The sequence below is a fragment of the Magnetovibrio sp. genome (assembly GCF_036568125.1).
Classification (GTDB): Bacteria; Pseudomonadota; Alphaproteobacteria; order Rhodospirillales; family Magnetovibrionaceae; genus Magnetovibrio.
Genome location: NZ_DATCTF010000004.1, coordinates 282,677 through 289,970, shown reverse-complemented (window position 1 = coordinate 289,970; position 7,294 = coordinate 282,677). Strand labels below are relative to the sequence as shown.

The following is a 7,294-nucleotide window of genomic DNA, read 5'->3' as shown; positions in this document are numbered from 1 at the left end:
TGAAGACATCTATCTGCAAGGCATGCTCACGGGCATCTTCAACTGGCTGGGCGCGGGCGCGTTCACCGGCAGCACCAGCGGCAACAACACCGAAGCGCGCTTCGACGACGGCACCGATCTGCTGCAAATCGACACCAACGGAGACGCCACCGTGGACATGGAAATCACCCTCACCGGCGTCAGCCTCGCCGACCTCGACGCGAACGACTTCACGGTGACGTAGTGTGAGCCGATACTGTGCCACGTCCACTTCATTTCAACCCTTTTTAATCTCCCATATTTGGCTAATGAGATCAGGTCGAGGCGAGAGATCGTGGTCGTGTTTGAAGTCTCCGACATTAGCGTCCGGAAGTCGATGGCTTGCTGCCTTACGTTCTCGTAAGTTTCAAATTGCCCGTGCGACGTCGATCCAGAAGGTCGTGCCTTCGCCGACCTTGGTTGTGAAATCGATACGCCCACCCATCAGTTCGATCAAATCTTTCGAAATGCTGAGGCCGATGCCGTGGCCTTCGGTCAGCTTGGCGGTGGTGCTGTCACGCGCGAAGTTGCTGAACACATCGGCATGGAAACTTTCGGGAATGCCGACACCCGTGTCCGTGACGCTGATGCGCACGAAATCATCGGATTGGACCTGACACGAAATGCTGACTTCGCCGCCGGGCACATTGTATTTGACCGCGTTGGACATGATGTTGATCAGAACTTGTCGCAAGCGTCCGGCGTCTGCCCGGACATATGACTCATCGACACACAGACAGCCCGCGCCGAGACTGACCTTATGTTCAGCGGCAAGATTGCTAACCAATTGAACGCAATCGTCCACCACATCGCGCACCGAAATATTTTCCATTTCGATTTTCAGTTCGCCGGTTTCGATTTTAGCCAAGTCGAGAATGTCGTTGATCAATCCCAACAGGTGCCGCCCGCTGTCGACGATGTGCAGGGTGTATTCCTGTTGCTGATCGGTCATGTCTTGCGGGGCATAACGCAGAAACTCGCCAAAACCGATGATGGCGTTGAGTGGCGTGCGCAGTTCATGCGACATGTGGGCCAGAAATTCGGACTTTGCGTTGTTGGCCTTTTCGGCTTGTTCCTTGGCGGCTTCCAATTCGGCCGTGCGTTCCTTGACGCGCTGTTCGAGATCGCTGTTCAGGCGCCGCAATTCACGCTCCAACTCGAAACGTTCGGTGACGTCGAAAAACACCAAGATGGCTTTGCGATTGTCCGATTCAAGCGTGTGCATCGGCGTGACCGCCAGATGATAGGTCTTCGCCCCGATGGTGACGTCCAGATCGTCGCCGACCCCATCCGTTTCAAACATCTGTTCCAAGCGCGTGCGGATATCGCCGTTCAGCGGGTCGCTGGCGCCGCCCTCATCCACCAACAGTTTGCAGATGACGCGCCCGGTCGCATCGCCAAGGCCTGCGAACAGCGTATCTTTTGCCAACTGGTTGTATTCCTGAACCACCAAATCTTCATCAACCACCACGATGGCCGCGCCGGCAGCGTCCACCACGGCGCGGGTTTCGTCGCGGGCATTTTCCAAAGCGTTGTTGATGGCGCGTTGATGTTGGAGCACTTGCTCAAATGATTCGGCAACAATGCCGATCGGATCGAGGGCAATGAGCGTATCGTTGTCCAGCTCTTCGGGTTTCAGCGGCAAGGTCCCCATGATGCCCAGCAACTGATTGACCTTGTCGCGCACATACGAAATGACGTCGCAATGATTGCCCGTGCCGTGATGTGGACACGCTTCTAGGTCGTGATCTGTTTTCGAACCGTCCTGGTTTTGACTCATAAGCTCATATGCCGTTCGTGCGCCCTGTTATGCACTCTGGATTTCAATGCGATAATGCCCTTCGGCCTTAACGATATTCGTGTGATAGCCCATGTTATGCACCGAACCGGGAATGGTGTTAATCGCCTGGCGGCTGTCGGTTAAAATATGAATTGCCCCACCGCCTGCTAGAAGTGAACGATTGGCGTTAACCTCTTTCAAGGCGATCAGCAAACACGATGGACAAATCTGCCCGCAAATATCGAGCTTATGAATCTGGCTGTTTTGATTTGTCATGCTGGCGCCCTCACAACATACTTTGACAAAATAACGCTGCCGAGCCAAGCACCCGGCATCAATCCCACCACATACAAAAGGCTTTGTCCCGCTAAAATCGGCACCCCGCCCCACAAGTGCCAGACATTGCACGCCGGCACCATGCGCGCCGCCATGCCCACCAACATGCCGCCCACCAGCACCGATGCGTATTGTCTAGCCGGCACCCGGTACACGAGCTTCCATTCCCGCAACAGCAACGCCGAAACCAACGCGCCAAGAACGATCCCGCCAACCAGTGGATATTGGATTGCGGCAACGGCGTCGAACGCAGGTCCTGCGCCGCCCGCAATCATTTGATCGCCAAACGGCGGCGTGTACTTAAGGCCCTGGCCCTGAAAATAAACCAGTGATGCGACATGATCGGGCACAATCCACGATTCCACCGTTGCCCCCAATTTGGCGTAAGAGGTGGTGATGCCGAGCGGCATGCCCACCACGACGTACGACACCAAACCAATCACAGCCAGAGCGATGGCGGTAAGCCACGGCTGAATATAGCCATCCACAAACGCCGGCATCACCAACTGGCCGCGTCGCGCCCATGTCGTCACCAGCACAATTCCCGCCGCCAAAATTGGTATAATCACAGTGTTGGGGTCGAGACCAATAACCTCCGGCAATGTTTTTCCGGTGCCAAAGATCGCAAGCTGCTTGGTCAACCCGGCCCATGCCGGATGGAATTCGGCATACAACGCGCTACCGATCAATAAACCGGCGAAAGCCACGGCGCTCAGCACGCTGCCTGACCCCATTTTGTACAGCGTGCCCACCACGCAACCACCAGCTAGAACCATGCCAATGCCGAACACCACCCCGCCCAAGATGTTGGTCAACGACATCGCGCCCAACAATGGAAATGGATAGTAGGCAATCAGCCCCATGGCCCGTGCGCCGTGCACCAACGCCATGGACACGACGATCATAAACACCAACACCCGCAGCATGCGCACATCGCGAAACAAAAAAAAGTCACGGAACATGGCCGTGACGCAAAAATCGGAACGATGCAGCACAAAGCCGGCGGCTAAACCGCAAGCCAGCGACGTAATGAGAATCAACGTGAACTCATTCTGCATGATGGTTGTTCAACGGATCACACTGTTACAATTGTATTCACAATATTTTGCCTGCGCTGTTGGCGCAATAAATCATTATATACGATTTAATTTAGTGATATATGAACAATAACACGCTGCGATCGGTGTAGAGGCAACGTCGGATCAAAGGATGATTTCCATGCCTTCCTTAGCGCCGAACGCACCGCTCCATTCCGCTTGGGCTTGGGATTCCAGTTCGCGGACAACGTCGTCATTGTAATCGGGCGAGTAGTGGTACATGGCCATGCGCTTTGCGCCGGCGAGCTTGCACAAGCGCACGCCCTCTTGCCATGTTGAATGGCCCCAGCCGAGCTTGCTCGGCAGTTCTTCTTCGGTGTAGGTGCAATCGTAGATGACCAGATCGGCGTCCTTCATCATCTCCACCAACCCCTCGTCCGTCCCGCCGATCGTGTGTTCGGTGTCGGTGGCGTAAACGAGAACCTTACCCTCTGCTTCCATGCGGTAGCACGTGCAGCCTGCAGGATGGGTCAGCATGTACGTTTTGATGTGCAGCCCATCGAATAGATCGAACACATCGCCGGCATGAAAGCCGACGCATTCCAACGTCGACGGCAGGTGCTCGTACTGCACCGGATGGAGGTTTTCCGACAGCTGACGACGGATCAAGTCCTCGACCGTCAGTTCGCCGTAATTCAATGCCGCGCGGATGTGCACCGAGTGTTCGGGAATGTAAATGTGCTTGAAATAATTGAAGCCGTTGGTGTGATCGCTGTGAAAATGGCTCATCAATAAATAAACGTCGCGCACGCCGCGTTTCAACAGGTCGTTGCCCAACCACGGCAAGCCGGTCCCCGCATCGAGGATCACAGTCCGGCCCATAATTTCCAGTTCGACGCACGAAGTGTTGCCGCCGTATTCGAGATAGTCGGAATAAGCGCACGACACGCTGCCTCGGACTCCCCAAAACTTTATGCGCAAAGTCGTCTCCATTACCGCATTGAGTGGCACCCCAAATGCCCGTTCACAGTAGACCCCAGAATTCTGATTCTCAACACACAAACGCAGACACGAAAACTTTGCAACATCATATGAACTAATTGGACTTTACCGCGTTTGCAGGGGGCGGTCTCAACCTTCGAGGATGCTTTAATCGATATTCTTTTTAAAAGCGCGCCGCGCTGGACACCCCGATGGATCATTTTCTGCACCGCGACGAACTCATCACCGACGCGCGTGCGGACATAATAAGCCGGTCGTTTGGGCTGTGCGCGATGATGGCGGTGATGCGACTCCTTGCCAACTGAACGCGCCACAATTCAGCTTATTTTTTGATGGGTTTCTTGGTGAGTACGGTCTTTTTGCCCGAGCCGACGCCGAACAGCCGTTCCAAAAAGGTGCGCTTGGGTGGTTTTTTCAGTTTTGGCTTGCGCACGTGTTCTTGGATCACCGTTTGCGCTTCGTGCAGATTTTTGTTGGTGAAGGAATAGAAAATGCGGAAATCGCCTTCGTCGTTGACACGATAGTAAGCGATCTTGTGGATCATCGGGTTGCGTTTGACGCGCTCTTGCGCATCGCGCTCCGCCGCATATTTGTCCGCGATGGATTGGCTGTATTCGACCTTGCCCTCTTTCAGGGCTTGGCCTTCCAGACACACGTAGATTTCAACCGCGTCGCTCATGATGCCCTTCCCGACGCCGCACGCCGCGCCGTCGTTTCGTTCTTATTTTCGAATCGCCCCTCAACAATCATACGCAAATATGACGGCGTCGAAAACTCAAACAGGCATCGCGTCAGGCAGCAAATTTCATCAGCAGAGCGCGGCGTTTTTTTGCCAGATCGTCCACGGCTTGCGTGTCGGCACATGCCAACGCGCCGGAACGCGGCAACAAATCGCACACCTCGGTCACGTCTTCGAGACGTCCGTCCATCAACATCGCCATCACACGGGCGTCTTCGGTCACAAACACAAACTGAGCATCCTGCATGGCGGATCTCCTTTTGATCGGGGGGCCTCTTACCTATATAGGCTCATCTGCTTTTTATTTCACCCTTTTTATGGTGTAAAAAGCACGCTATTTAGTATATATACCTTAGTAGCGTTACAAGATGTTGACGCTTGACGGTGATGAGGGCGGTGCTCAGGCTGCGCGTCCATGCACGTCTTGCAGCTTCGCCAACGTCACCCCTTCGTAGCTTTCCCACTGATCGAGACAACCACCGAAGTCCTGGCCCAAGGTATAGTCGTTGGTGACGATCAAGCACGGAACATGGGCGCGCTCACAGGCGACAAGGCCGTTGCGGCTGTCTTCCAAAGCAAGCGTTTCTTTTGCCTCCAGCCCCAGTTGATCCAGCACCCAGTTGTAAACATCGGGCTCGGGTTTGAGCACCGGCACCTTGCCGCCGTCGCCGATGCACGCGAACCAATTGAGGCTCTCGTCACCCAAATTCACCCGCAGCAACGTTTCGACGTTGACCGGCGTGGTGGTGGTGGCGATGGCGATGGTCATGTCCTTGGCGCGACATTCGTTGATCAGGTCTTCGATGCCGGGGCGCAGCGGCACTTGGCCGTTTTGCAGCCGGGCGACGAAAAAATCGGTTTTGCTTTTGTGCAACGCCGGAATCAGCTCATCGATGTCATCTCGTTGAAGGAACTCCGGATCGCGTTCTTCGAGAAAAAACCGGATCCGCTGCTTGCCGCCCGTTACCTTAAGCAGGTGTTTGTATAGATCGCGGTCCCAAACCCAGTCCAAGCCCGCTTTGGCGAAGGCATCGTTGAAGGCTTCCCGGTGGGCATCCTCGGTATCGGCAAGGGTGCCGTCGACATCAAAAATCACAGCTTTCATGCTTTATCTCTTAAACCTTTTATCGTTCGAAACCGGGGAGGCCCACTGAACGCGATCGGATCGAATGTGGGGTCGCCGCGCTGCCGTCGCAAGTCTTTGAAAAAATCAGCGCTTAGTCACCCATCAGGTGCAGGACCACCTGGCGGTCGTGATTGCGCGCGCGGTGCTCATATAAAAACACCCCCTGCCACGTGCCCAGCACCGGCGCCCCGCCGATCACCGGAATCGACAGCGATACATCAGTCAGTACCGAGCGGATATGGCCCGGCATGTCGTCGGGACCTTCGTTGGTGTGGGTATAGAGCGATGGGTCTTCGCGCACCAGCTGCTTGAAAAACGTCTCGATATCGTATTGCACGTCTGGATCGGCGTTTTCTTGAATCATCAGGCTGGCCGAGGTGTGGCGGCAAAACACCGTCAACATGCCGGTATTAATGCCGGTGCCGAGCACCCACGCCTTGATCTGTTTGGTTAGTTCGAACAAACCCTGACGGTTGGTATGAATGTTCAAGGTGGTGTGGTCTTGGCGCATACGCTGGGTTCCTTGCAAATTGTGTCGTTCAACCGTATCGGTGCAAATCGCGGCCGAACGCCGACAGCCAGTCGCGGGCTTCCTGCATACGTGGCGTGAGGCTGTCGGTCAGCGCCCAAAAAAGGTCGCCGTGATTGTGATGAACCAAATGCGCGACTTCGTGTGCAACCACGTAATCGAGCACGTGTTCGGGCGCCAGCACCAACCGCCAGCTGAAATTGAGCGTGCCGCCGGTGCCGCATGAGCCCCATCGCGAACGCGTGTCGCGAATGGAAATACGGCTGATGCGCCGTTCGACATCGCTGGCCTTGGTATGAGCGCGGGCGCTGATTTCCGCACGGGCCTGGGATTTCAGCCAGTCGGTCAAGCGGCGGTTGAGGTGTTCTTCGCGTCCCGCGACCAAAATGACGCCGTCCACCCGGCACACGCCCCGACCGCTCGGCTTATGACGGACGATGTGCGGCACGCCGAGAATAGGCACCTCGACCCCATCGGCGAAGGTCAGCGTCTGAGGGCGCTTGACCAGCTGACGCCTGATCCAATCGGTCTTGCGCGCGGCCATGTCGACGCCGTCTTGAAACGCAACGTAGGTGGGAATCGTCACCACCGCGCCGGTGCCTTGCTCGTTTAGGCGCAAGATCATCCGTCGCGCTTGGGGATGGCGGCGCACCACCAAGGGCACAGCATCACCATCGATCTGCAAGGTGTGCTGGGACTGGGTCTTTTGCGCTGGCATGCGAGGCTT

At 55.7% G+C, this 7,294-nt stretch carries 9 protein-coding genes and 1 pseudogene; 1 reads left to right on the top strand and 9 read right to left on the bottom strand.

Translation table 11 applies throughout. The features are described from left to right. Positions 1 to 223 (top strand): annotated as a pseudogene (locus VIN96_RS01860) (hypothetical protein); the annotation flags it as partial. A gap of 162 nt (positions 224 to 385) precedes the next feature. Here the strand turns inward: VIN96_RS01860 and VIN96_RS01855 are convergent. The 9 genes from VIN96_RS01855 to VIN96_RS01815 form a co-directional block, all read right to left on the bottom strand. Beyond that, positions 386 to 1,798: a PAS domain-containing sensor histidine kinase gene (locus tag VIN96_RS01855; protein WP_331893715.1), complete on the bottom strand. Its 1,413-nt coding sequence runs from the start codon at positions 1,796 to 1,798 to the stop codon at positions 386 to 388. A 27-nt stretch (positions 1,799 to 1,825) separates the two neighbouring features. Next, on the bottom strand, positions 1,826 to 2,074 hold the full coding sequence (locus tag VIN96_RS01850; RefSeq protein WP_331893714.1) for a sulfurtransferase TusA family protein: 249 nt from the start codon (positions 2,072 to 2,074) through the stop codon (positions 1,826 to 1,828). Continuing rightward, positions 2,071 to 3,192 (bottom strand): YeeE/YedE family protein, encoded by a 1,122-nt coding sequence (locus VIN96_RS01845; protein ID WP_331893713.1) that lies wholly within the window; start codon positions 3,190 to 3,192, stop codon positions 2,071 to 2,073. Before VIN96_RS01845 ends, VIN96_RS01850 begins: the two co-directional genes overlap by 4 nt. Positions 3,193 to 3,336: 144 nt before the next feature. Continuing rightward, positions 3,337 to 4,119, bottom strand: coding sequence for an MBL fold metallo-hydrolase (locus tag VIN96_RS01840; RefSeq protein WP_331893712.1), 783 nt, complete (start codon positions 4,117 to 4,119; stop codon positions 3,337 to 3,339). Between the two features lie 376 nt (positions 4,120 to 4,495). Then, positions 4,496 to 4,852 carry a hypothetical protein gene (locus VIN96_RS01835; protein ID WP_331893711.1) on the bottom strand — a complete coding sequence of 119 codons (357 nt, stop codon included), beginning with the start codon at positions 4,850 to 4,852 and terminating at the stop codon, positions 4,496 to 4,498. A gap of 112 nt (positions 4,853 to 4,964) precedes the next feature. Further along, complete coding sequence (locus tag VIN96_RS01830) at positions 4,965 to 5,159, bottom strand: hypothetical protein (protein WP_331893710.1); 195 nt, start codon at positions 5,157 to 5,159, stop codon at positions 4,965 to 4,967. A 153-nt stretch (positions 5,160 to 5,312) separates the two neighbouring features. Beyond that, on the bottom strand, positions 5,313 to 6,017 hold the full coding sequence (locus tag VIN96_RS01825) for an HAD family hydrolase (protein WP_331893709.1): 705 nt from the start codon (positions 6,015 to 6,017) through the stop codon (positions 5,313 to 5,315). 112 nt (positions 6,018 to 6,129) lie between these two features. Continuing rightward, the gene (locus tag VIN96_RS01820) at positions 6,130 to 6,549 is read right to left on the bottom strand and encodes a secondary thiamine-phosphate synthase enzyme YjbQ (protein ID WP_331893708.1); all 420 of its coding nucleotides are present in this window, start codon (positions 6,547 to 6,549) and stop codon (positions 6,130 to 6,132) included. Positions 6,550 to 6,577: 28 nt separating this feature from the next. Further along, entirely contained in the window at positions 6,578 to 7,285 is a 708-nt protein-coding gene (locus VIN96_RS01815) for a SprT family zinc-dependent metalloprotease (protein WP_331893707.1), read from the bottom strand. Positions 7,286 to 7,294 lie beyond the last annotated feature (9 nt).

Excerpts from the sequence above, each read along its gene's own strand:
- VIN96_RS01845 (WP_331893713.1), bottom strand. The coding sequence starts at position 3,192 with ATGCAGAATGAGTTCACGTTGATTCTCATTACGTCGCTGGCTTGCGGT.
- VIN96_RS01835 (WP_331893711.1), bottom strand. The coding sequence starts at position 4,852 with ATGAGCGACGCGGTTGAAATCTACGTGTGTCTGGAAGGCCAAGCCCTG.
- VIN96_RS01820 (WP_331893708.1), bottom strand. The coding sequence starts at position 6,549 with ATGCGCCAAGACCACACCACCTTGAACATTCATACCAACCGTCAGGGT.
- VIN96_RS01815 (WP_331893707.1), bottom strand. The coding sequence starts at position 7,285 with ATGCCAGCGCAAAAGACCCAGTCCCAGCACACCTTGCAGATCGATGGT.
- VIN96_RS01850 (WP_331893714.1), bottom strand. The coding sequence starts at position 2,074 with ATGACAAATCAAAACAGCCAGATTCATAAGCTCGATATTTGCGGGCAG.
- VIN96_RS01830 (WP_331893710.1), bottom strand. The coding sequence starts at position 5,159 with ATGCAGGATGCTCAGTTTGTGTTTGTGACCGAAGACGCCCGTGTGATG.
- VIN96_RS01855 (WP_331893715.1), bottom strand. The coding sequence starts at position 1,798 with ATGAGTCAAAACCAGGACGGTTCGAAAACAGATCACGACCTAGAAGCG.
- VIN96_RS01825 (WP_331893709.1), bottom strand. The coding sequence starts at position 6,017 with ATGAAAGCTGTGATTTTTGATGTCGACGGCACCCTTGCCGATACCGAG.